This window comes from Allobosea sp. RCC_152_1 (assembly GCF_041360765.1).
In the GTDB taxonomy this organism is placed as follows: domain Bacteria; phylum Pseudomonadota; class Alphaproteobacteria; order Rhizobiales; family Beijerinckiaceae; genus Allobosea; species Allobosea spartocytisi.
On record NZ_JBFUPU010000002.1, the window covers coordinates 260,170 to 280,928 of the forward strand.

The following is a 20,759-nucleotide window of genomic DNA, read 5'->3' on the forward strand; positions in this document are numbered from 1 at the left end:
GAAGCGGCAACGCTATACCCTTAGGTAAGCATGTCAACGCAAGGACAGGTCCGCTCTCAGCCCTTCGCCTGAGCCGGCTCGGGGACGCGCGGCAGGCTGGGGTCGCGCTGCGCTGCCTCGATCACGCTGTCGAGCAATCCCGGGAAGCGCCGGTCGAGATCGGCGCGCCGGATGCTGAGATAGCGCGAGGTGCCCTCGACGCGCATATGCGTGATCCCGGCCTCGCGCAGCTTGGCGAAGTGATAGGAGAGCAGCGACGGCGAGGCCAGCCCGACGAAATTGCTGCAGCGGGCCTTGTCCATCTCCGTTGCATCGGAGAGCGCCACCAGAATGCCGAGCCGGATCGGATCGGCCAGCGCCGCGAAGATGTCGGCCGGCGCGACATCGTCGATATCGGGATGGAACAGCGGTTTCATGCCTCCGAGATAGGCGATGGCATCACTCCTGACAAGATTCAACATTCATTGAAATTACCCTTGCGGTAATCACCAGGCGCGATTAATTCAATGATCATTGAATTTCGAAGCCTGACTTCGATACAGCGACCATCCGCAAGGATCACTCCTATGGACATCCGTCTCTTGTCGCTCGCCGGCGGCGCCTTCGCCATCGGCACGGGCAGCCTGATCGTCACCGGCATCCTGCCCCATCTCGCCTCCGGCCTCGGTGTCTCCGTCGACACCGCCGGCCTGCTCATCTCGATCTTCGCCCTGGCCTATGCGGTCGGCTCGCCGATTCTCTCCACCGTGCTGGGCGATGCCGATCGCAAGCGCGTCCTGATCGGTGCGATGGCGGTCTTCGGCCTCGCCAATCTCGGTGCCGCCTTCGCCACGGATTTCACCGTCGTCGTGCTGGCGCGCGTCGTCATGGCGTTCGCGGCCGGCGTGTTCATGCCTGCCGCCAACGCCGTGGCCGTGGCCATCTCTCCGCCCGAGCGGCGCGGACGCGCCATCGCGCTGGTCACCGGCGGCATGACCGTATCGCTGATTCTCGGCATCCCGATCGGCACCGCCGTCGTCGGCTTCGGCGGCTGGCATCTCGCCTTCCTGATCGTCGCCGGCTTGAGCGTGCTCTCGCTGGCGGGGCTCTTCGCGAGGCTCCCGGCCGGCCTGCCGCACGGCACCAACACGCTGCGCGAGCGCCTGCAGGTCGCGAGCCGCTCCGACGTGCTGCTGGCGTTGGGCACGACCATGCTTTGGACGACCGGCGCCTTCGTCCTCTACACCTATATCGCGCCCTTCCTGACCAACCATGCCGGCATCGCCGGCCCCTGGCTGGCGGCGACGCTCGTCCTCTCCGGCATCGGCTCGGCGCTCGGCAACCAGTTCGGCGGGATGGCGAGCGACCGCTTCGGCCCCGAGCGCACGCTCTCCGTCGTGCTGACGATTCTCACCGGGGCCCTGCTTGCGGCCTCGCTGGTCGCGGTGACGCTGCCGCCGGCGATTGCGATCTATCTGCTTCCGCTCGTCATCATGGTCTGGAGCGGCGCGGGCTGGGCCGGCCACCCCTCGCAGATGTCGCGGCTGGCGGCGATGGCGCCGGACGCCATCGTCGTCGCGCTCTCGCTCAACGCATCCGCCCTCTATTTCGGCATCGCCGCCGGCGCGGCTTTGGGCCAGCAGGTGATGCGCCATGCCGGCACCTGGTCGCTCGGCTTCGTCGGCGCCGCCTGCGAGATCGCGGCGCTCGGCCTGCTCTTCGTCGCCATGCGCCGCAAGCGCAGAACGCCCAAGCCGCTGGAGATCGATCTCGTGCTGCCGGCATCACGGCCTGTGCGTTGATGCGGGTGGGAAGCGCTTTTAGCTTCCCCCCGCCGCCTTGCCCGTCTATAGCGAGCGCCTAGCATTCATTCAGACGCTCGCTCGGCCTCCGCTCGCCCGATCGGACCGGCCTTGCGCGCGCCTGCCCAAGACCGGTCGAGATCATGCCCAAGCGCACAGACATCAAGTCCATCCTGATCATCGGCGCGGGCCCCATCATCATCGGACAGGCCTGCGAGTTCGATTATTCCGGCACCCAGGCCTGCAAGACGCTGAAGGCCGAGGGCTACCGCATCATCCTGGTCAACTCGAATCCGGCGACGATCATGACCGATCCCGATCTCGCCGACGCGACTTATGTCGAGCCGATCACGCCCGAGATCGTCGCCAAGATCATCGAGAAGGAGCGCCCCGACGCGCTCCTGCCCACCATGGGCGGCCAGACGGCACTGAACTGCGCGCTCTCGCTCAAGAAGATGGGCGTGCTGGAGAAATTCAACGTCGAGATGATCGGCGCCACCGCCGACGCCATCGACAAGGCCGAGGACCGTGAGCGTTTTCGCGAGGCGATGACCAAGATCGGCCTCTCCACGCCGCGCTCGCACCATATCAAGACGCTCGGCCAGGCGCTCGACGCGCTCGAGGACATCGGCCTTCCCGCCATCATCCGCCCCTCCTTCACCATGGGTGGCACCGGCGGCGGCATCGCCTACAACAAGGGCGAGTTCATCGACATCGTCGAGCGCGGCATCGACGCCTCCCCCACCAGCGAGGTCCTCATCGAGGAGAGCGTTCTCGGCTGGAAGGAGTACGAGATGGAGGTCGTCCGGGACAAGAAGGACAACTGCATCATCGTCTGCTCGATCGAGAACTTCGATCCGATGGGCGTCCATACCGGTGATTCGATCACCGTCGCGCCGGCCCTGACGCTGACCGACAAGGAATACCAGATCATGCGCGACGCCTCGCTGGCCGTGCTGCGCGAGATCGGCGTCGAGACCGGCGGCTCGAACGTTCAGTTCGCGATCGATCCCGAGACCGGCCGCATGATCGTCATCGAGATGAACCCGCGCGTCTCGCGCTCGTCTGCTCTCGCCTCGAAGGCGACCGGCTTCCCGATCGCCAAGGTCGCGGCGCGGTTGGCCGTCGGCTACACGCTCGACGAGATCGAGAACGACATCACCGGCGGCGCGACGCCGGCCTCCTTCGAGCCGACCATCGACTACGTCGTCACCAAGATCCCGCGCTTCGCCTTCGAGAAATTCCCCGGCTCCGAGCCGACGCTGACCACCGCGATGAAGTCGGTCGGCGAGGCCATGGCGATCGGCCGCACCTTTCAGGAATCGCTGCAGAAGGCCTTGCGCTCGCTGGAGACCGGCCTGGACGGGCTCGACGAGATCGAGGTCGATGGCATGGGCCTCGGCGACGACCGCAACGCGATCAAGGCGGCGATCTCGACCCCGACGCCCGACCGCATCCTGCATGTCGCGCAGGCGATGCGGCTGGGCTTCACCGACACCGAGATCCATGAGAGCTGCAAGATCGACCCCTGGTTCCTCGAGCAGATGCGCGAGATCGTCGAGACCGAGGAGAAGGTGCGCAAGTTCGGCCTGCCGCAGACCCCTGGCGCCTTCCGCCAGGTCAAGGCGATGGGCTTCTCCGACAAGCGCCTCGCCGCCGTCTCCGGCAAGACCGAGGCCGAGGTCAGGGCGCTGCGCCGCTCGCTCGAGGTGCGCCCCGTCTACAAGCGCATCGATACCTGCGCCGCCGAATTCGCCTCGCCGACCGCCTATATGTACTCGACCTACGCCATGCCCTTCGCCGGCAAGGTTGCCGACGAGGCCAATCCCTCGGATCGCAAGAAGGTCGTCATCCTCGGCGGCGGGCCGAACCGTATCGGCCAGGGCATCGAGTTCGACTATTGCTGCTGCCATGCCTGCTACGCGCTGCGCGACGTCGGCTACGAGACCATCATGGTCAACTGCAACCCGGAGACGGTCTCGACCGACTACGACACCTCCGACCGGCTCTATTTCGAGCCGCTGACGGTCGAGGACGTGCTCGAGATCCTGGAGACCGAGAAGCAGAACGGCACGCTGCACGGCGTCATCGTCCAGTTCGGCGGCCAGACGCCGCTCAAGCTGGCGAACGCGCTGGAGGAGGCCGGTATCCCGATCCTCGGCACCTCGCCCGACATGATCGACCTCGCCGAGGACCGCGACCGCTTCAAGCGTCTGCTCGACAAGCTCAGCCTGAAGCAGCCGAAGAACGGCATCGCCTATTCGGTCGAGCAGTCGCGCATGATCGCGGGCGAGCTCGGCCTGCCCTTCGTCGTGCGGCCTTCCTATGTGCTCGGCGGCCGCGCCATGGCGATCATCCGCGACGAGGTGATGTTCGAGGACTATCTGCTCGGCACCCTGCCCTCGCTGATCCCCTCCGAGGTGAAGGCCAAGTATCCGAACGACAAGACCGGCCAGATCAACACGGTGCTTGGCAAGAACCCGCTGCTGTTCGACCGCTACCTGTCGGACGCCATCGAGGTCGATGTCGACTGCCTCAGCGACGGCCGCGACGCCTTCATCGCCGGCATCATGGAGCATATCGAGGAGGCCGGCATCCATTCCGGCGATTCGGCCTGCTCGCTGCCGCCGCGCTCGCTCTCGCCCGCGATCATCGCCGAGCTGGAGCGCCAGACCAAGGCGATGGCGCTCGCGCTCGATGTCGGCGGGCTGATGAACGTGCAATACGCCATCAAGGACGGCGAGATCTACGTGCTCGAGGTCAATCCGCGCGCCTCGCGCACGGTGCCCTTCGTCGCCAAGGTCATCGGCCAGCCCATCGCCAAGATCGCCGCGCGCATCATGGCGGGCGAGACGCTGGGCAGCTTCGGCCTCAAGCCCGCGGTCCTCGGCCATGTCGGCGTCAAGGAGGCGGTCTTCCCCTTCGCGCGCTTCCCCGGCGTCGACGTGCTGCTCGGCCCCGAGATGCGCTCGACCGGCGAGGTCATCGGCCTCGACCGTTCTTTCGACGTCGCCTTCGCCAAGAGCCAGCTCGGCGCCGGCTCCAAGGTGCCGGTCAAGGGCACGGTCTTCGTCTCGGTGCGCGACGACGACAAGCCGCGCATCGTGCCGGCCGTGCGCATCCTGGCTGATCTCGGCTTCCGCATCCTCGCCACCGGCGGCACGCTCCGGCTGCTGCAGGAACAGGGCATCGACGCCGCCCGGATCAACAAGGTCCTGGAAGGCCGCCCGCACGTCGTCGACGCGATCAAGAACGGCGAGATCCAGTTGATCTTCAACACCACCGAAGGCCCGCAGGCCCTCGCCGATTCCCGTTCGCTCCGGCGCTCGGCCCTCTTGCACAAGGTGCCCTATTATACCACCTTGGCAGGCGCGATCGCAGCGGCGGAAGGCATCAAGGCCTATAGCAGCGGCGATCTCGAAGTACGGTCGCTGCAATCCTACTTCGAACGGGCAGCTTGACGTAGCCGCTCGCAACGAGGTTCAAATACCGAGCGGAAGCGCGGACGCGCCGGCACCCTTGGACGGGGCCGGCGTCAGCCGCGCTTTCGGATCTTACGGGACGGAAAGAATGGAAAAGGTTCCCATGACTGCGGGCGGCTTCGCCGCTTTGGAGGTGGAGTTGAAGCACCGCCAGCAGGTCGAGCGTCAGCGCATCATCGCGGCGATCTCCGAGGCCCGTGCGCTCGGCGACCTCTCCGAGAACGCCGAATATCACGCGGCGAAGGAAGCGCAGTCGTTGAACGAAGGCCGCATCATGGAGCTGGAGTCGCTGATCGGCCGCGCCGACATCATCGACGTCTCCAAGCTCGGCGGCGACACGGTCAAGTTCGGCGCCACGGTCAAGCTGATCGACGACGATACCGAGGAAGAGAAGAGCTACCAGATCGTCGGCGAGCCCGAATCCGACGTGAAGTCGGGCAAGGTCTCGGTCGGCTCGCCGATCGCGCGCGCGCTGATCGGCAAGAAGGTCGGCGATTCCGTGCAGGTCAATACGCCCGGCGGCGGCAAGTCCTACGAGATCGTCGGAGTCGCCTTCCGCTAACCACGGCAACAGGGCGCCGATGGCAATCGGCGCCCGAGCTCCTACATTATCTCCGAAGGCCTTCGGAGACGACGCCATGACGACACGCCGCCACTTCCTCGCATTGTCGCTTGCGGGGGCATCGCTCGCGCTGCTCCCGTCCGGCCTCTCGCCTGCTCTCGCACAGGCCGCGCCCATCGGCTCGATCCGCGTCGAGTTCGCGCGAACGGTCACGGATGCCTGGGGCGACAATGTCAGGCTGGTCAGCGCCGAGCTTCAGCGAACGCTGGCTGAGATCCTCGGACCGGAATTCCGTCAGGGAGCCGGCAACCGCCTCGTCGTGACGGTCCGCAGCCTCTGGCTGGCGAGCTATGCCGGCGGTGGTGGCGGCGGCAAGCCGGCCGATGGCGGCGCCAGCAACGACTATCTCGAGAGCACGGTCACGCTCTACGACAGCCGCGGCCGCGCGCTCAACAGCTGGCCGATCATGTCGACGGAACTCTCGGGTGGCGCAGGCGCCTGGTATCTGCCGGATGTCGACCAGCGCCGGCTGAAGGCGCTGGCGCGCAACAACGCCTACTGGATCAAGCGCTACGTCGCGGGCTGAGCGCCGCTCAGCCGAAAGGCACGATCGGCTCGTCCTTGACCCGGTCGAGGGCGAGCGCGGTGCGCACATTGCGGACGTTCGGCAGCGCCGTCAGATCCCCGACGAAATCCTGAAACGCCTTCAGGTCGGGCGCCACGCATTTCAGCACGAAGTCGATGTCGCCGGAGAGCGTCCAGCATTCGCGCACCGGCGCCCAGTCACGGATGCGGCTCTGGAAGGCGACGAGATCGGCTTCCGCCTGGCTCGCCAGATGCACGAAGGCGAAGCAGACCACCTCATAGCCCAGCTTCCGCTCGTCGAGATCGGCATGGTAGCCACGGATCAACCCGGCCTCCTCCAGCGCCCTGACGCGCCTGAGGCAAGGGGGCGGCGAGATGCCGACGCGGCTTGCCAACTCGACATTGGTCATGCGCCCATCGGCCTGAAGCTCGCGCAGGATACGCAGGTCGATATCGTCGAGTTTCGCCGGCAATGAATGTCCTCTGAGGCAGGTGGCGCTGGTGTAGACGGCGTCGGCAGGCGATACAAGGCGCATGCCGCAGACGCCCGCCCCCTTGCATCAGAAAACCGCCCCGACGATCTGGGTCCTGACCGACGGCAAGGCCGGCGATGAGCTGCAATGCCTCGGTGTGGCCGAGCGGCTCGGCATCGTGCCGGAGATCCGCCGGGTGGCGCCGCGAAAGCCCTTCGCCTGGCTGATGCCGCGCGGCCCCATCGACCCGCGCGAGGGATCGGAGCGGCCGCAAAGCCCGATCCGCCCGCCCTTCCCCGACATCGCCATCGCCTCCGGCCGGCGTGCCGTCGCCTATCTCAGGGCGGTGAGGAAGGCCTCGAATGGCCGGACCTTCACCGTCTTCCTCAAGGACCCGCGCACCGGCACCGGTACGGCCGATCTGATCTGGGTCGCGGAGCATGACCGGCTGCGCGGCGGCAATGTCCTGGTCACCACCACCTCCCCTCATCGCCTGACGCCCGAGCGCCTCGCCGCCGCCCGCGCAGCGCCGCCGGCGCCGATCGCCGCCCTGCCCGCGCCGCGTGTCGCCGTGCTCGTCGGCGGCGACAGCCGGCATCATCGTTTCACCCCGGCGGATAGCGAGCGCCTCGCCCGACAGCTCGACGCCCTGGCCGCCTCCGGCGCGAGCCTGATGGGCTCGCCCTCGCGCCGGACCTCGCCCGCGCTTTCCGCCGGGGTGGCAGCGGTCTTCGCCCGGCATGGCGGCTGGTGGTGGGATGGCAGCGGCGAGAACCCCTACATCGCCCTGCTCGCCAATGCCGACGCCATCGTGGTCACCGCGGACTCGACCAACATGATCGGCGAGGCGACGGCGACCGGCGTGCCAGTTCTCGTCTTCGAGCCTCAGGGCGGCCATGCCAAGATCGCCGCCCTGATCGCATCGCTGACGCGCCAGGGCGTTGTGCATGCTTTCCGTGGACAGCTTGATGGCGAACGCTACCAGCCGATAGACTCCACGCCGATCATAGCCGATGCGATACGCGAAGGCTGGCTGCGCCACAGGGCGGCGCTCGGGCTCACGGGCCCCTGAAGCAGCGACCCTTGTTTCGGCGCCACGCCGCCGTATCTGACGGAGTCGAGCGCGGCCCGGCCGCGGAGAAGGAAACGAGACGATGGCCCACACCCACGCCCGCGTCATGATCGTCGGCTCCGGCCCCGCCGGCTACACGGCGGCGATCTACGCCGCCCGCGCCATGCTGGAACCGGTGCTGATCTCTGGCCTCCAGGCCGGCGGCCAGCTCATGATCACCACCGATGTCGAGAATTATCCGGGCTTCGCCGACGTCATCCAGGGCCCCTGGCTGATGGAGCAGATGCGCGCCCAGGCCGAGCACATGGGCACGAAGATGGTCTCCGACCATATCGGCAGGGTCGACCTGTCGCAGCGCCCCTTCCGGCTCTGGGGGGATGGCGGCGAGACCTATTCCTGCGACGCGCTGATCATCGCCACCGGCGCCCAGGCGAAGTGGCTGGGCCTGCCCTCCGAGCAGAGCTTCCAGGGCTTCGGCGTCTCGGCCTGCGCCACCTGCGACGGCTTCTTCTTCCGCAACAAGGAGGTCGTGGTCGTCGGCGGCGGCAACACCGCGGTCGAGGAAGCGCTCTATCTCGCCAATCTCGCCAGCAAGGTCACGCTGGTCCATCGCCGCGACCACCTGCGCGCCGAGCGCGTGATGCAGGACCGGCTGTTCAAGCACCCGAAGATCGAGGTGATCTGGGACAGCGAGATCGCCGAGATCTGCGGCGGGACGACCCCGCCCAATGTCACGCATCTGCGCCTGACCAACACCAAGACCGGCGCCGAGAGCGAGCTCAAGGCCGACGGCGTCTTCATCGCCATCGGCCACAAGCCGGCGACCGAACTCTTCGTCGGCCAGCTCGCCATGCGCGAGACCGGCTATCTCGAAGTCGAGTCGGGAACGACTCAGACGAATGTTCCGGGCGTCTTCGCGGCCGGCGACGTCACCGACGAGCACTATCGCCAGGCCGTCACCGCCGCCGGCATGGGCTGCATGGCCGCTCTCGACGCCGAGCGCTGGCTGGTGGCGAGCACGCTCGATCAGCGAGAAGCCGCTGAATAAGGGCTTTTCGGGGATTCATCACTGGAATCGATGAATCCCCTCACCAGATTCAGTGCCAAAAAGAACAATCTCTGTCGTCCGGGCATTGACGGACAAGAACTTTATCCCCCACCATGCACAAAATGCATATCGGGGGAAGCGCGGTGGATTGGGACCGCATTAGAATTTTTTATACCGTCGCAGAGTCAGGCAGTTTCACAAAAGCTGGCGATGTTCTGGGGTTGAGTCAATCCGCCGTGAGCCGGCAGATCGGCGCGCTTGAGCGTGAGCTGCGGGCGCCGCTGTTTCACCGGCATACGCGCGGCCTGATTCTGACCGAGCAGGGCGAATTGCTCTGGCGCGCCGCGCGCGAGATGACGCAGCGGCTGGAGCGCACGCGCTCGCAATTGTCGGAGACCCGCGAGCATCCCTCGGGAGAGCTCAAGGTCACGGCGACGCGCGGCCTCGGTGGGCACTGGCTGACGCCGCGCCTGGCCGAATTCCTCGACCTCTATCCGGACATCAAGGTCGACCTTATCCTGACCGATGAGGAGCTCGACCTCTCGATGCGCGAGGCCGACATCGCCATCCGCCTGCGCCAGCCGCAGCAGCCGGACCTGATCCAGCGCAAGCTCTTCACCGTGCACTATCACGTCTATGCCTCGCCGGCTTACGTGAAGCGCTTCGGCGAGCCGAAGAGCTACGAGGATCTCGACAACCACCGGATCGTCTCCTTCGGCGGCACCTCGCCATCCTATCTCACGGCCGTGCACTGGCTCGGCACGATCGGCCGCGACCAGCGCAACCCGCGCCCGATCCATCTCGTCGTCAACAACATCACGGCGATGAAGCGCGCCGTCGATTCCGGCGCAGGCATCGCTGTGCTGCCGGACTACCTGATCGAGACGGGCTCGCCGCTCGTGCAACTGATGCGCGAGACCGAGATGCCGCAGCTTGAGAGCTATCTGGTCTATCCGGAAGAGATGAAGTCGGTCGCCCGCGTCCAGGTCTTCCGCGATTTCCTGATCCAGAAGGCGCAGCGCTGGACCTACTAACAGCCCAGCGGATCGCCGGCGCACCCTCCGGGTACGTCGGCGGCTCGCGTTCCGCCCCGGCGCGGACTTCTCCTGAAAATGCATCGCGATTGCGGACCCCGGCCGCAGGCACCTGCCCGGCCGCCTGCTGATTTTGCACGAACCCACCGCATCATCCCGGACTTGACCCGGCCCCCACGCCGAAGCGCTTGCGGGGCGCTTCGGGCAAGAGCTCCGGCGCTGCGTTCGCCCAGGCCGGAACGGCCCATATCTCCATGAAAACGCAGGCCGCTGTCGCCTTGCCGCCTGCTCGATTCGTAGGCAGCCAGCCGGCTGAGCAACCAACTGAAATCCTGAAAATGTATGACGGCAGCCCAGAAACTGTGCACGCCATACGGGCAGAAGCTACCAACCTTCATCCTGGATGATAGATCGTCGCAATTTCAATCTGCAATGAGTGCATATTTCTCAATCATTTAGGCACAAATTGGTCGCATCTGAGAGCGAGATATGCAGCTTGCGCATGGCGGCTCCAAGCTATGCTGCATTGCAAAACGGCAGGTCCTGCACAATATTGAGTACACGGTTGTTCGGAACGGGCTCCGCAATCTCCTCCCGGCGTTGAGTTCGTTTCAGCCGTTCCCCTCTGAGATGTTTGGCGTTTGAGCCAGATGTTTCAAACTTTCAAGGCCGGCTCCCCTCGGGGACGCCGGCCCTTTTTTTGCGCCGCGCCCTGTTGCGGCGCTCCGCTCCCGACAGATCGAGCCGACAAAAAAGGCACCGCCGAAGCGGTGCCTTCCGGAGAGCGCATCCAGATCCCTGCCGCTCAGGCGGCGAGCTTGCCGACGATCTTGGCGAAGCCGTCGAGGAAGCCCAGCAGGAAGCTGCGCGTGCCTTCATTGGTGATCTCGTGGTTCGCGTCGATCAGGTCTTCCTTGAAGGTGATGAAGACCTGCCCGCCGGCCACCACGCCGGCGAGATTGGTCATGATCATGCGCAGCTCGTTCTGGGCCACCGCCGTGCCGACGGCGCCGCCGCTGGCCCCGGTCACCGCGACCGGCTTGCCCGCCCAGGAATTCTTGCCATAGGGGCGCGAAGCCCAGTCGATCGCGTTCTTGAGCGCGGCCGGGATCGAGCGATTATGCTCGGGCGTGACGATCAGGATGGCATCGGCCGCCTCGATCTCGCGCTTCAGGCGCAGCGTCGGCTCGGGGCGATCAGCTTCGAGATCCTGGTTGAACAGAGGAAGGTCGTCGATCCGCACGAAGGAGGGTTCGAAGACATCGGCTCCGAGCTTCGCCAGAGCCTCCGCCAGCTTGCGGTTGATCGATTCGCGGCGGGTGCTGCCGACGACGATGGCGAGCTTCAACTTGGCCATGGCATTCCTCGTTGTTGGGCGAAACTGCCGTGACAGTAGAAGGCTCCGCGAGCCCGGCGCAAGACGATGCGCTGCAAGCGCATCATTGCAGCGTTTCAATCGCCATGGTCCGGCGGTGGTCAGGAACGCGGTGGCCGGGCTGCGAGCGGCAACGCCTCGAACAGGCCAGGCTCGGTGCTGGTCCGCGCCTTCTCGATCGTCAGGATGCGCAGCTTGGTCTCGACGCCGCCATCGGCCGAGAAGCCGCCGGTCTTGCCGCCGGCCGCCAGCACGCGGTGGCAGGGTACGATGATCGGCCAGGGGTTCTGGCCGAGCGCGACGCCCACAGCCCGCGCCGCGCCGGGCTCGCCGATGCGCTGCGCCACCTCGCCATAGGTCAACGTCTCGCCATGCGGGATCGACAGCGCGACTTCATAGACCCTGCGGTTGAAGTCCGGCGTCCGCTCGATCGCGAGCGGCAGATGCGAGAGATCGCGTTTTTCGCCCTCGAACAAGGCGCGGATGCCCGCCACAGTGTCCGCGACGAAGCCTTGCGCCTCGGTCTCCTCGGCTTCCGGGAAGCGCCGCTCCAGACGCTTGCGCGCCGCCGCCTCGTCCCGCTCGGGCAGTTGCGCGCCGATGAAGCGCTCGCCTTCCCAAACCAGGGCACAGATGCCGATCGCCGTCGCGAAGAGATGGAAATGCTGGGTGGCCATGTTCTTGCTCCCGGCGCCATTGCGTGGACCGGATGGGTCTAGCACGCGGCATAGCGCTGAGGGCACCCGAAAGCTGGCAGCAGGTCGGGCCTCACATGAAGAGGGCTTCGCCCTCCAGCCCCTTGTAGAGCCCGGCGACCTGCTCGCCATAGCCGTTATAGATCAGCGTCGGCCGGCGATCACGCGAGCCCAGCACCTGCTCGCTCGCCTGGCTCCAGCGCGGATGCGGCACGGCCGGGTTCACATTGGCCCAGAACCCGTATTCGCTGGCCTGCAGCGCCTCCCAGAAAGTCTTCGGCCGCTCCGCGACGAAGCTGATCTTGCGGATCGATTTCACCGATTTGAAGCCGTATTTCCACGGCGTGATCAGCCGCAGCGGCGCGCCGTGCTGCGTCGGCAGCGGCTTGCCATAGATGCCGGTGACGAGCAGCGGCAGATCATTCGCCGCCTCGGCGATGGTCAGCCCCTCGACATAGGGCCAGGGATACCAGCGCTGGTTCTGCCCCGGCGCGACGCGCGGGTTCAGGAAGGTCTCGAAGCGGATGTATTTCGCACCGGAGAGCGGCTTGGCGAGATTGACGAAGGATTTGAGCGGAATGCCGGTCCAGGGCACGGCCATCGCCCAGGCCTCGACGCAGCGGAAGCGATAGAGCCGCTCCTCCAGCGGCAGCTTGCGGGCGAGGTCGTCGAAGCCGATCTCGAAGGGCTTCTCGACCAAGCCGTCGACCTGGATGCTCCAGGGCCGCGTCGCCAGCCGCTGCGAGGCGTCGACGATGTCCTTCGACATGCCGAATTCGTAGAAATTATTGTAGTTCGCCGCGTCCTCCGCCTTGGTCAGCGGCACGTCGATCTTGAAGGCCTCGTTGCGCTTGGCGGGGTAGAGGTCGAGCGTCGGATCGGGCGTCTGGGCCGCGGCCGGACGCGGCAGGGCCGCACCGGCGATCAGCCCAGCTCCCGCAGCCATGAGTTGGCGGCGATTGAGGAAGGCGCCTTCCGGCGTCGCTTCGCTCTCCGGCAATTCCCAGCCGGCGCGGCGCTTGATCAGCATGACGGACATACTCCGCTTTCGTTGCGCCGAGCTAAGCCACGAAAGCGGTGTCACGGCAATTCACGAGCGAGAGAGGGAGGTCTTCCCTCTCCCCTCGGGGGAGAAGGTGGCAGCGCGCAGCGCTGACGGATGAGGGCAGGACCCTCGCCAAAACGAAAAAGGGCCGCTATGCGGCCCTTCCCTCGTCCGTCGCCTCGCAGACACCTTCCCCCGAGGGGGGAGAAGGATAACGATCAGCCCAGCGCTTCCAGCGCCTTGATGATGGCGGCGCCCATCTCGCTGGTCGAGACGGCGTTGGCGCCATCAGCAGCGATGTCCTTGGTGCGGGTGCCGGAACCCAGCACGTCGGCGATCGCGCCTTCGAGACGGTCGGCTGCCTCGCCCGCATTGAACGAATAGCGCAGCGCCATGGCAAACGAGCCGATCATCGCGATCGGATTGGCCAGGCCCTTGCCGGCGATGTCCGGCGCCGAGCCGTGGACGGGCTCGTAGAGCGCCTTGCGCTTGCCGGTGACGGGGTCTTCCGCGCCGAGCGAGGCCGAGGGCAGCATGCCGAGCGAGCCGGTCAGCATCGCCGCGACGTCGGAGAGGATATCGCCGAACAGATTGTCGCAGACGATCACGTCGTACTGCTTCGGCCGGCGCACGAGCTGCATGGCGCAGTTGTCGGCGAGCACATGCTCGAGCTCGACATCCTTGTACTCGGCGGCGTGCAGCGCAGTCACCGTCTGCTTCCAGAGCACGCCGGTCTTCATGACGTTGTGCTTCTCGGCCGAGGAGACCTTGTTGCGGCGGGTGCGCGCCAGCTCGAAGGCGACCCGGCAGATGCGCTCGATCTCAGGCGTAGTGTAAACCTGCGTGTCGACGCCGCGCTTCGAGCCATCCTCCAGCGTGACGATCTCCTTCGGCTCGCCGAAATAGACGCCGCCGGTGAGCTCGCGCACGATCAGGATGTCGAGGCCTTCGACGATTTCAGGCTTCAGCGACGATGCGGAGGCCAGCGCCGGATAGCAGATCGCCGGACGCAAGTTTGCGAACAGGCCGAGATCCTTGCGCAGGCGCAGCAGGCCGGCTTCCGGCCGGTGCTGATAAGGCACATCCGCCCATTTCGGGCCACCGACCGCGCCGAACAGCACGGCGTCGGCGTCTTGCGCCAGCTTCATGTCGCCTTCGGAGATGGCCTGCTTGTGCGCGTCATAGGCGGCGCCGCCGACGAGACCCTTCTCGATCTCGAAGGAGCCGAGCCCCTGCTTGCCGAACCAGGAGACGATCTGCTCGACCTGGCCCATCACCTCGGGGCCGATGCCGTCGCCGGGGAGCAGCAGGAGCTTGTGGGTCGCCATGGTCGTCGCCTCGCGCTTGGTCGTGAACCGAACCGGTTTCCGGTCTCGCGGCGGTGATTACGGGCGGAACCGTGACGACGCAAGCGGCAGGCACGCGAAGCCGGCGCATGGCAGACCATGCGCCGGCGCCGAGAGCGGTGCTCAGACCTTCTTCTCCATGTTCCAGAAGAACTGGACCGGCGAGAGCACCATGCCGCTCAGATTCTTGCGGAACGCCATGGGCTGCTGGACGAGGCCGCAGGGGACATAGGGAACGGCCTCGAAGCCGCGCTCCTCGATCCTGGCCGCGATCTCCTTCTGCTTGGCCTCTTCCGGCGTTGCGATCCAGGCATCGCGGAGCCCCTCCATCGGCGCGTCATCGGGCCAGCCGAACCAGGCCGCGCCGCCATTGGTCCGCGTCAGCGGATGCAGCGCCGGGTTGAGCGTATCCGCACAGGACCAGAGCGTATGGAACACCGACCAGCCGCCCTGCTCGGGCAGGCCACGATTGGCGCGCCGGCCGATGAAGCTCGCCCAGTCGGTCGCGACGAGTTCCGCGTTGATGCCGAGCTTCTTGAGCAGATCCTCGGTGACCATGCATTGCTGATAGGCGATCGGCTGGTCGGCCGGGGCGAGCAGGATGACCTTCTCCCCCTTGTAGCCGGCCTCCTTGAGCATGGCCTTGGCCTTCTCGAGATTACCCGGCATGGCGGCCTGCCCGCCCGCCCCGCTCGACATCGGCGAGCCGGGCGTGAAGAAGGTCTTGGCCTCCTTGTAGTAGGCCTTGTCGCCGACGACGGCCTCCATGTAGTCGGTCTGGTTGACGGCGGCCATCACGGCCCGGCGGATCGCCGGATTGTTGAAGGGCGGCTGCAACTGGTTGAACCGCATCAGCAGGAACAGGCCGAGCGGCACGTTCTCGATGACGACGTCCTTGTTGCCCTTCAGCATCGGGATGAGATCGACCGGGGGCTGCTCGTACCAGTCCAGCTCTCCCTGCATCAGCGCGCCGGCCGCGGCGGCAGCTTCGGTCAGCGCCAGCCACTCGATGCGGTCGATCTTGGCGATCTTGCCGCCGGCGGCCCAGGACGGCGCCTCCTCGCGCGGCTTGTATTGCGCGAAGCGCTCATAGATCGCGTTCTGGCCGGGCACCCATTGCTTGTCCATGAAACGCCACGGGCCGGAGCCGATCGCCTCCGTGATGTTCTTCATGTGGTCGGTCTGCGCGATGCGTTCCGGCATGATGAAGGGCACGTTCGACGAGAGCTTGCCCAGCGCGGACGTCATCATCGGGAAGGGCTTCTTCAGCCGAATCCGGAAGCTGCGCCGGTCGACGACATCGTAGCCCTCGACGAAGGTGGCAAAGGTCTGGCCGAAGGCATCACGCTTCGACCAGCGGGCGATCGACGCGATGCAGTCCTCAGCGCGGACCGGCTCGCCGTCATGGAAGGAGAGCCCGTCGCGGAGGCGGAAAGTCCAGCTCAGCCCGTCGGTCGCCGTCTCCCAGGCTTCGACCATCTGCGGCTTGATCTGGAAATTCGCGTCGGTCGCGAACAGCGTGTCGTAGATCAGATAGCCGTGGTTGCGGATGACGTAGCTGGTGGCCGTGATCGGATCGAGCGAGGGCAGCGGCGTCGAGGGGTTGAAGCGCAGCGTCGCCGCCGCTCCCTGCGAGAAGGCCCGGTTACCCAGGAAGGCTGTCGCGGCAAGCGCACCAGCACCTTTGAGAACAGTGCGACGACGGATCGACATGGCATATCTCCCTCTGCTTAAGGCACGCGCCTTGATGCACGCTGACCTGCAAGAGATATACCAAAAGTCGACAGAGTGTCGACAACTCCGATCAGTCCCGCGTGACCCGCGCGGTCACCTCGATCTCGACCTTCATCTCCGCCTTGAGCAGCCCGGCCACGACATAGATGCCGGCGGCGGGCCTGATCTCGCGGAAGAATTCACCGCAGACCGCCAGCACCGGCTCGCAATAGCTGCGGTCGGTGACGAAGTACTGCGCCCGCACGGCCTGCGTCAGCGACGACCCCGCCTCCTCCAGCACGGCGCCGATCGTGCGGAAGATGTTGCGCGCCTGCTCGGCCGGATCGTCCGGCATCGTCATGGTGGCGTAGTCGTAGCCGGTCGTGCCGGAGACGAAGACGAGATCGCCATCGACCACGGCGCGCGAATAGCCGAAATCGCGCTCGAAGGGCGAGCCGGTGGAAATCAGGCGGCGTGTCATGCTGTCTCCGGAAGCTTGGATGCGGCGGAAACGCTTCTCTGAAGCGCGCCCGCGGCGCCACCCGTTTTCTGCAACCTTCAGACCCGCCCGCCCTTCAGCGCGCGCAGCACCTTTTCGCCCGGCCGCCCCGTCTGGGGCATGCCCAGCTTGCCCTCGATCTCCTTGATCGCCGTGCGCGTCAGTGAGCCCACGGCACCATCGGGCTCGCCGACATTGTAGCCGCGTGAGATCAGCAGGCGCTGGAGCTCGCGCCGCTGCTCGCGCGACAGCGGCAAGTCGTCGGTCGGCCACTGCCCCTGCACGCCCGGCTTGCCGCGCAGCCGGTCGGAGAGGAGCGAGATCGCCAAGGCGTAAGAATCCGCGCCATTGTAGCTGTAGGCGGCATCGTAATTCTTGAAGACGAGGAAGGCCGGGCCGTTGCGGCCGGCCGGCATCAGGAGCCCGGCATTGCCGGCGCCGTTCAAAGGCGAGCCGTCGAACTTGACGATGCCGCGCGCCGCCCAGGTCGAGACCGGATGCTTCGGATTGCGCCCGCTCGGCCCGGAATAGCCATCCGGCACGCGCACCTCGTAGCCCCAGCTCGCACCCGTCACCCAGCCGGCCTTGGCCATGAAGTTCGCGGTGGAGTGCAGCGCGTCGGGAATGGAATCCACGAGGTCCCGCTTGCCGTCCCCGTCGCCATCGACGGCGAGCCTGAGATAGGTCGAGGGAATGAACTGGGTGTGCCCGAAGGCTCCGGCCCAGGAGCCGAAGAGCCGATCCGGCCGAACATCGCCGCGCTGGATGATCTGTAGCGTCGCGATCAGCTCGCCCTTGAAGAAGGCGTTGCGGCGCGGTGCGAGGCAGGCGCCGGTCGCCAGCGACTGCACCAGCGGCCACTTGCCCCGAGCCTTGCCGAAATCGCTTTCGACGCCCCAGACGGCGGCGATGGTGTGGCGATCGACACCGAAGCGCTGTTCGGCCGCCGCGAAGACGGAGGCATGCTGGCGCAGCATGTTGCGCCCTTCCGCCACCTTCTCGTCATCGACCAGCGTACCGAGATAGTCCCAGATCGGAGTCTTGAACTCCGGCTGGTTGTTCATCGCCTCGATGACCTTCATGTCCGGCTCGACACCGGCCATGGCACGGTCGAAGGTCGCGCCCGACACGCCCTTGGCCGCCGCGTCGGCGCGCAGGCCGGACAGGCAGGACTGAAAGCCCGCCTGAGCGCAGGCGGCAGAGGCGAAGAGGACGAGGGGCAGGGCCAGTCTGATTGCGCGCATGGGTCTCCGCCGATTCGAATGCATTCGCCGCGAAGCTAGGCGAGCGTGGTTAACGGAGGTTAACCAGCGAGAATGGCGGTGCGAAGGAAAAACGCGGCTATCGGAACGCGAACACCGGCAGGACGCTTCATCGTCCAGGCCGAGGGCTGACCAGCCCCGGTTGCAGCGCAACACAGCTACGCGCCAACAGCGCTTGGCCTTTCGCGCCGCGCAGTGGATATGGCTCGCCGCGACCGCCCCCGATTCGTAAGGACTGCCCCGTGAGGACCCTGCTGATTGCCGCCTGCCTCGTTGCCGGCACCCTGCCCGCCTTGGCCGGCCCGACCTGCAGCCCGAGCGATTCCAGGGCCCAGATCCTCGGCTCCGCCTCGATCGGCGCCATCCACCCCGCCTGGCACAGCAGGAAGGTCGGCTATGGCTGGTCGCTGCAGGTCAAGCGCGAGGATCATGACGACGCCGGCATGACCTATTATGTCGGCGACCTCTACGACACCACCGGCAAGCTGGCGACGCGCAATGTCTATGCCCTCGACAGCGAGTGGGATTGCGGCCCCTGAGCCGATTGCGGCTCGGCGTCTATTTCGCCGGCCGCACCCGCAGGATCTGCCCGTCCGTCTCGTCGGTGAGGAGATAAAGGAAGCCATCCGGCCCCTGCCGGACATCGCGGATGCGTGCACCGATATTGGTGAGGAGGCGCTCCTCACCCGTCACCTTCTCACCCTGCGTGGACAGCCTGACCAGCATGCTGCCGGCCAGCGCCCCGACGAAAAGAGAATTCCTCCAGGCCGGCCAGACCGGCCCCGTATAGAAGGCGGCACCTGAAGGCGCGATCGACGGGTCCCAGTAGAACAGCGGCTGCTCCATACCGGGCTTCGCCGTCCCCTCCCCGATCTTGGCGCCGGAGTAGTCGACGCCATAGGTGATGACCGGCCAGCCATAGTTCAGCCCGGCCTTCGGCGTGTTGATCTCGTCGCCGCCGCGCGCGCCGTGCTCGGCCGTCCAGAGCTGGCCGGTATCGGGATGCAACGCCGCGCCCTGCACGTTCCGATGGCCGATCGACCAGACTTCCGGGGCCCAGCCCGGCTTCTTCGGATTATCCGCCGGCGCGCTGCCATCGGGGCGGATGCGGATGATCTTGCCGAGATGGTTGGCCGGATTCTGCGCCTGGTCGCGCTGCGTATAGCGCTCACCGACCGTCACGAAGAGCGCGCCGGTCCGGTCGAAGACCAGCCGCGAGCCGAAATGCAGGTTGGAGCTGACCGTCGGCATCTGCCGGAAGACCACCTCGACGCCGGTCAGCGCGGTGCCCTGTTCATTCAGCCTGCCGCGGGCGACGCTGGTGCCGTTGCCGCCCGGTCGCGGCTCGGCATAGGAGAGGTAGACCAACCGGTTCTCAGCGAAGCCCGGATCGAGCGCCACGTCGAGCAGGCCGCCCTGCCCGCGCGCCATCACGCTCGGGATGCCGGAGAGGGGCCGCGACAGCTCGCCCTTGGCATCGACGATCCTGAGCCGGCCCGGCCGCTCCGTCACCAGCATGCGTCCGTCCGGCAGGAAGGCGAGACCCCACGGGTGCTCCAGCCCACCTGCGACGGTTTCGACCGCAAGCTCGCCGGCGCTCGAGGGAAAGCGCTTCTGTGCGGTCGCGGGAGCGATCACGCCGGCAAGCGCAAGCCCTGCCCCCAGCCCCAAAGCCATCCCGAGCCGCCGCATAGCTTCCCTCCGCTCATCGCTTCGCCTGAGATAGAGGGCAACGCAGCGATCCGCCAAGGCGTTGCGGCAAGCTCACGACGACGTGAGGGACCGGCCCCGGCGAGCGGCGGACGGAGCCTATTCCGCCTTCACGCCGGCCTCAGTGATGATCTGCTTCCAGCTGGCGATTTCCTGGAGGAGCCGGGGCTTGAATGCTTCCGGATCGCGCACATTGAGCGTGAAGCCGAGCTTCACGATGGCGTCGCGCGTCGCCGGTTTGTTGAGCGAGGCGATGATCGCCTTGGAGAGCACGTCGAGCTCCGGCTGGGGCGTCTTCGCCGGCGCGAAGAAGGCGGCCCAGGAATCGGCGTCGGCATTGCTCACGCCCTGCTCGCGCAGCGTCGGAATGGCCTTCGCCTGCGGGTTGCGCTCGGGGCTTGCGATGGCGAGCGCGCGCAGGGTGCCGGCATTGATCTGCTCGAGCACGCTCGGCAGCGTCGAATTGGCGATGTCGATGCGCCCTCCGACGATCTCCTGCACCAGCGGCGCCGCGCCGCGGAAGGGCACATGCGTCATCTTGATGCCGGTGCGCTGCATGAACAGCTCCATCGCCAGATGCGAGCCGGAGCCGACGCCGGTCGAGCCGTAATTGAGCTTGCCCGGCTCGGCCTTCGCCAGTGCGATCAGTTCCTGGATGTTCTTGGCAGGCAGGTCGTTGCGGACGACGAAGGCGTGCTCGAAGGCGCCAACGCCGGCGAGCGGCGCGAAATCCTTCACCGCGTCGTAGCCGGGGTCCTTCAGCAGGAACATGTTGTTGCCATGCGTCTGGTTGTTGCCGAAGACGATGGTGTAGCCATCCGCTGGCGCATGGGCGACGGCACGGGTGCCAACCGCGCCGGAGGCGCCAGCCCGGTTGTCGACCACGACATTGTGGCCGAAGGCGACGGAGAGGTCCTGCGCGACGAAGCGCGCGATCGCATCGGTCGGGCCGCCCGCCGGATAGGGCACGATGATGGTGACGACCTTGCTCGGGAAGCTCTCGGCCCGGACGACGGACGGAGCAAAAACGGCGCCGGCCATCAGGCCAAGCGTGGAGCGGCGGGTCAACGACATGGA

Annotated in this window: 19 protein-coding genes; 8 read left to right on the plus strand and 11 right to left on the minus strand. The window is 66.5% G+C overall.

The features are described 5' to 3' along the window. Nucleotides 1-56: 56 nt before the first annotated feature. The gene (locus tag AB6806_RS07560) at nucleotides 57-461 is read right to left on the minus strand and encodes an ArsR/SmtB family transcription factor (RefSeq protein ID WP_248311088.1); all 405 of its coding nucleotides are present in this window, start codon (nucleotides 459-461) and stop codon (nucleotides 57-59) included. A gap of 105 nt (nucleotides 462-566) precedes the next feature. Between AB6806_RS07560 and AB6806_RS07565 the strand changes: the two genes are divergently transcribed. The 4 genes from AB6806_RS07565 to AB6806_RS07580 all read left to right on the plus strand — a co-directional run bounded on the left by AB6806_RS07565 (nucleotide 567) and on the right by AB6806_RS07580 (nucleotide 6,411). Continuing rightward, nucleotides 567-1,781, plus strand: a complete 1,215-nt coding sequence (locus AB6806_RS07565) for an MFS transporter (RefSeq protein WP_051987514.1) — start codon at nucleotides 567-569, stop codon at nucleotides 1,779-1,781. Nucleotides 1,782-1,924: 143 nt separating this feature from the next. Beyond that, the gene (gene carB, locus AB6806_RS07570; RefSeq protein WP_142021726.1) at nucleotides 1,925-5,242 is read left to right on the plus strand and encodes a carbamoyl-phosphate synthase large subunit; all 3,318 of its coding nucleotides are present in this window, start codon (nucleotides 1,925-1,927) and stop codon (nucleotides 5,240-5,242) included. A gap of 109 nt (nucleotides 5,243-5,351) precedes the next feature. Continuing rightward, on the plus strand, nucleotides 5,352-5,825 hold the full coding sequence (greA, locus tag AB6806_RS07575) for a transcription elongation factor GreA (RefSeq protein WP_038359065.1): 474 nt from the start codon (nucleotides 5,352-5,354) through the stop codon (nucleotides 5,823-5,825). 76 nt (nucleotides 5,826-5,901) lie between these two features. Continuing rightward, nucleotides 5,902-6,411 carry a hypothetical protein gene (locus AB6806_RS07580; RefSeq protein ID WP_112762695.1) on the plus strand — a complete coding sequence of 170 codons (510 nt, stop codon included), beginning with the start codon at nucleotides 5,902-5,904 and terminating at the stop codon, nucleotides 6,409-6,411. Between the two features lie 7 nt (nucleotides 6,412-6,418). Here the strand turns inward: AB6806_RS07580 and AB6806_RS07585 are convergent, their stop codons facing one another. Continuing rightward, entirely contained in the window at nucleotides 6,419-6,883 is a 465-nt protein-coding gene (locus tag AB6806_RS07585) for an Lrp/AsnC family transcriptional regulator (RefSeq protein ID WP_038359067.1), read from the minus strand. 61 nt (nucleotides 6,884-6,944) lie between these two features. Between AB6806_RS07585 and AB6806_RS07590 the strand changes: the two genes are divergently transcribed. The 3 genes from AB6806_RS07590 to AB6806_RS07600 all read left to right on the plus strand — a co-directional run bounded on the left by AB6806_RS07590 (nucleotide 6,945) and on the right by AB6806_RS07600 (nucleotide 10,037). Beyond that, entirely contained in the window at nucleotides 6,945-7,955 is a 1,011-nt protein-coding gene (locus AB6806_RS07590; RefSeq protein ID WP_142021725.1) for a mitochondrial fission ELM1 family protein, read from the plus strand. An 82-nt stretch (nucleotides 7,956-8,037) separates the two neighbouring features. Continuing rightward, a complete protein-coding gene (trxB, locus tag AB6806_RS07595) occupies nucleotides 8,038-9,003 on the plus strand; it encodes a thioredoxin-disulfide reductase (RefSeq protein ID WP_370954372.1) in 966 nt (321 codons plus the stop codon). Nucleotides 9,004-9,146: 143 nt separating this feature from the next. Further along, nucleotides 9,147-10,037 carry a LysR family transcriptional regulator gene (locus tag AB6806_RS07600; RefSeq protein WP_038359069.1) on the plus strand — a complete coding sequence of 297 codons (891 nt, stop codon included), beginning with the start codon at nucleotides 9,147-9,149 and terminating at the stop codon, nucleotides 10,035-10,037. Between the two features lie 805 nt (nucleotides 10,038-10,842). Here AB6806_RS07600 and AB6806_RS07605 read toward each other — a convergent pair. From AB6806_RS07605 to AB6806_RS07635, 7 genes are all read right to left on the minus strand, one after another. Further along, nucleotides 10,843-11,394 carry an NADPH-dependent FMN reductase gene (locus AB6806_RS07605; protein WP_112762698.1) on the minus strand — a complete coding sequence of 184 codons (552 nt, stop codon included), beginning with the start codon at nucleotides 11,392-11,394 and terminating at the stop codon, nucleotides 10,843-10,845. A 119-nt stretch (nucleotides 11,395-11,513) separates the two neighbouring features. Next, nucleotides 11,514-12,089: a methylated-DNA--[protein]-cysteine S-methyltransferase gene (locus AB6806_RS07610; protein WP_370954373.1), complete on the minus strand. Its 576-nt coding sequence runs from the start codon at nucleotides 12,087-12,089 to the stop codon at nucleotides 11,514-11,516. 91 nt (nucleotides 12,090-12,180) lie between these two features. Continuing rightward, on the minus strand, nucleotides 12,181-13,137 hold the full coding sequence (gene msrP, locus AB6806_RS07615) for a protein-methionine-sulfoxide reductase catalytic subunit MsrP (protein WP_370954374.1): 957 nt from the start codon (nucleotides 13,135-13,137) through the stop codon (nucleotides 12,181-12,183). 233 nt (nucleotides 13,138-13,370) lie between these two features. Then, on the minus strand, nucleotides 13,371-14,480 hold the full coding sequence (gene leuB, locus AB6806_RS07620) for a 3-isopropylmalate dehydrogenase (protein ID WP_370954375.1): 1,110 nt from the start codon (nucleotides 14,478-14,480) through the stop codon (nucleotides 13,371-13,373). 141 nt (nucleotides 14,481-14,621) lie between these two features. After that, nucleotides 14,622-16,211, minus strand: coding sequence for an ABC transporter substrate-binding protein (locus tag AB6806_RS07625; protein WP_112762700.1), 1,590 nt, complete (start codon nucleotides 16,209-16,211; stop codon nucleotides 14,622-14,624). Between the two features lie 91 nt (nucleotides 16,212-16,302). Beyond that, entirely contained in the window at nucleotides 16,303-16,692 is a 390-nt protein-coding gene (locus AB6806_RS07630) for a RidA family protein (protein ID WP_370954376.1), read from the minus strand. 77 nt (nucleotides 16,693-16,769) lie between these two features. Further along, on the minus strand, nucleotides 16,770-17,954 hold the full coding sequence (locus tag AB6806_RS07635; protein WP_370954377.1) for a lytic murein transglycosylase: 1,185 nt from the start codon (nucleotides 17,952-17,954) through the stop codon (nucleotides 16,770-16,772). Nucleotides 17,955-18,214: 260 nt separating this feature from the next. Between AB6806_RS07635 and AB6806_RS07640 the strand changes: the two genes are divergently transcribed. Then, a complete protein-coding gene (locus AB6806_RS07640) occupies nucleotides 18,215-18,511 on the plus strand; it encodes a hypothetical protein (RefSeq protein WP_370954378.1) in 297 nt (98 codons plus the stop codon). Between the two features lie 19 nt (nucleotides 18,512-18,530). Here the strand turns inward: AB6806_RS07640 and AB6806_RS07645 are convergent, their stop codons facing one another. After that, nucleotides 18,531-19,649, minus strand: coding sequence for a PQQ-dependent sugar dehydrogenase (locus AB6806_RS07645; RefSeq protein ID WP_370954379.1), 1,119 nt, complete (start codon nucleotides 19,647-19,649; stop codon nucleotides 18,531-18,533). A 132-nt stretch (nucleotides 19,650-19,781) separates the two neighbouring features. Then, a complete protein-coding gene (locus AB6806_RS07650) occupies nucleotides 19,782-20,756 on the minus strand; it encodes a Bug family tripartite tricarboxylate transporter substrate binding protein (RefSeq protein WP_370954380.1) in 975 nt (324 codons plus the stop codon). Between the last annotated feature and the right edge of the window lie 3 nt (nucleotides 20,757-20,759).

Excerpts from the sequence above, each read along its gene's own strand:
- AB6806_RS07560 (WP_248311088.1), bottom strand. The coding sequence starts at position 461 with ATGTTGAATCTTGTCAGGAGTGATGCCATCGCCTATCTCGGAGGCATG.
- AB6806_RS07565 (WP_051987514.1), top strand. The coding sequence starts at position 567 with ATGGACATCCGTCTCTTGTCGCTCGCCGGCGGCGCCTTCGCCATCGGC.
- carB (WP_142021726.1), top strand. The coding sequence starts at position 1,925 with ATGCCCAAGCGCACAGACATCAAGTCCATCCTGATCATCGGCGCGGGC.
- greA (WP_038359065.1), top strand. The coding sequence starts at position 5,352 with ATGGAAAAGGTTCCCATGACTGCGGGCGGCTTCGCCGCTTTGGAGGTG.
- AB6806_RS07580 (WP_112762695.1), top strand. The coding sequence starts at position 5,902 with ATGACGACACGCCGCCACTTCCTCGCATTGTCGCTTGCGGGGGCATCG.
- AB6806_RS07590 (WP_142021725.1), top strand. The coding sequence starts at position 6,945 with ATGCCGCAGACGCCCGCCCCCTTGCATCAGAAAACCGCCCCGACGATC.
- trxB (WP_370954372.1), top strand. The coding sequence starts at position 8,038 with ATGGCCCACACCCACGCCCGCGTCATGATCGTCGGCTCCGGCCCCGCC.
- AB6806_RS07605 (WP_112762698.1), bottom strand. The coding sequence starts at position 11,394 with ATGGCCAAGTTGAAGCTCGCCATCGTCGTCGGCAGCACCCGCCGCGAA.
- AB6806_RS07610 (WP_370954373.1), bottom strand. The coding sequence starts at position 12,089 with ATGGCCACCCAGCATTTCCATCTCTTCGCGACGGCGATCGGCATCTGT.
- msrP (WP_370954374.1), bottom strand. The coding sequence starts at position 13,137 with ATGCTGATCAAGCGCCGCGCCGGCTGGGAATTGCCGGAGAGCGAAGCG.
- leuB (WP_370954375.1), bottom strand. The coding sequence starts at position 14,480 with ATGGCGACCCACAAGCTCCTGCTGCTCCCCGGCGACGGCATCGGCCCC.
- AB6806_RS07625 (WP_112762700.1), bottom strand. The coding sequence starts at position 16,211 with ATGTCGATCCGTCGTCGCACTGTTCTCAAAGGTGCTGGTGCGCTTGCC.
- AB6806_RS07630 (WP_370954376.1), bottom strand. The coding sequence starts at position 16,692 with ATGACACGCCGCCTGATTTCCACCGGCTCGCCCTTCGAGCGCGATTTC.
- AB6806_RS07635 (WP_370954377.1), bottom strand. The coding sequence starts at position 17,954 with ATGCGCGCAATCAGACTGGCCCTGCCCCTCGTCCTCTTCGCCTCTGCC.
- AB6806_RS07645 (WP_370954379.1), bottom strand. The coding sequence starts at position 19,649 with ATGGCTTTGGGGCTGGGGGCAGGGCTTGCGCTTGCCGGCGTGATCGCT.
- AB6806_RS07650 (WP_370954380.1), bottom strand. The coding sequence starts at position 20,756 with ATGTCGTTGACCCGCCGCTCCACGCTTGGCCTGATGGCCGGCGCCGTT.